This is a genomic window from Mycobacterium sp. NGS50, assembly GCF_059812545.1.
This window is the reverse complement of the sequence record NZ_JCALCW010000079.1, coordinates 1-1356: the sequence shown is the minus strand read 5'-3', so window position 1 is coordinate 1356 and position 1356 is coordinate 1. Positions and strand designations below refer to the sequence as shown.

Here is a 1356-nt window from a genome sequence, read left to right as displayed (position 1 = left end):
TGAACCGCCCCGGGTTTGATGCACACCCGGTTACTGGTGTGCCACCGGTTGAGCGTCGGCTTGTTGATCGTAGTAGGTGGTCTCGTACTCGGCTGGTGGGATGCGGCCGAGGCGGTGCATGAGCCTGCTGGTGTTGTACCAGTGCACCCAGTCGGCGGTGAGTAGCTCCACGTCGGCCAGCCGGTGCAGCGGGCCGCATCGAAACGGCGCGTCATCGCGGACGGCTTCGGTCTTGTAGAGCCCGATAGTGGTCTCGGCCAGGGCGTTGTCGTAGGCGTCGCCGACCGAGCCGATCGATGCCACCAGCCCAGACAGCGACAGGGTCTCCCCGAAGCGCACCGACGTGTATTGCGAACCCGCATCCGAATGATGAATCGTGCTGCCCGACAACGGATTGCCCTCACGCTTGCGCAGTTCGGCGGCATGGCGGATCGCTCGGCGCACGAAGACGTCGGTCTTGGATGTTGAGCACGTCCAGCCCACGATCCGCCCGGCGTAGGCATCGATGGCGAACGCGGTGTAGACGAACACGCCGCTGGCCAGTCGCACGTAGGTGAAGTCGGCAACCAGCAGCATGTTGGGGGCCGCCACACCGAACTTGCGGTCGACCAGGTCAGGGGCTCGGCCCGCGGCCGGATCGGCGATCGTGGTGCGGACCTTCTTACGGCGCCGCACGCCTTGCCACCCGTTGGCCCGCATGAGGCGCTCCACGGTGCAGCGGGCCACCTCGATGCCCTGGCGTTGCAGGTGAGCCCACATCTTGACCACGCCGTACAACGACTCCGGGGCCCGGCGGCCCTGCTCGTCGGGCTCGTAGTAGCCGGCTAGCACCTCAGTGATGACGGTGTCCCACAACTCCCGTGCTGACGGGGGTCGGGTCAGCCAGGCGTAGAAGGTTCTCGGGGCGATCGCACAGCCGTGCTCGGTGAGCACGCGGCAGATCGGAGCGACCCCGAACCGAGCACGATGCTCGGCAATGAACCCACAGATCAACGGCGTCGCGGGTCGCTCTCCCGCGCGAAGAAACTCGTTGCCGCCTTGAGGATCTCGACGGTCTCCTCTAGCTCACGGTTCTTGCGTTTGAGCTCCCGCAACTCGCGCACCGTGTCGGTGGGCACCCCGTCGCGGACCCCGGTGTCGACCTCGGCCTGGTTGACCCACCGGCGCAGCGTTTCGTAGGACACCCCCAAACGCTTGGCGACCGCCACGATGCAGGCCGTCCGGGTGTCGTACTCCTGCTCATGGTCGATGACCAACCGCACCGCCCGGGCCCTGAACTCCTCGTCGTACTTCTTCGGCATGATGCGAACTACCTTCCCTTGAAAGAAGGTGTGCATCAAACCCGGGGCGGTTCAG

At 65.9% G+C, this 1356-nt stretch carries 1 protein-coding gene; it reads right to left on the bottom strand.

The features are described from left to right. Positions 1 to 30 precede the first annotated feature (30 nt). Positions 31 to 1301 (bottom strand): IS3 family transposase gene (locus tag AC5Y36_RS25745; protein ID WP_500043807.1). Its coding sequence is split into 2 segments (ribosomal slippage): positions 31 to 1028 and positions 1028 to 1301, totalling 1272 coding nucleotides; the frame shifts between segments, so codons are not numbered across the junction. Positions 1302 to 1356: the final 55 nt, after the last annotated feature.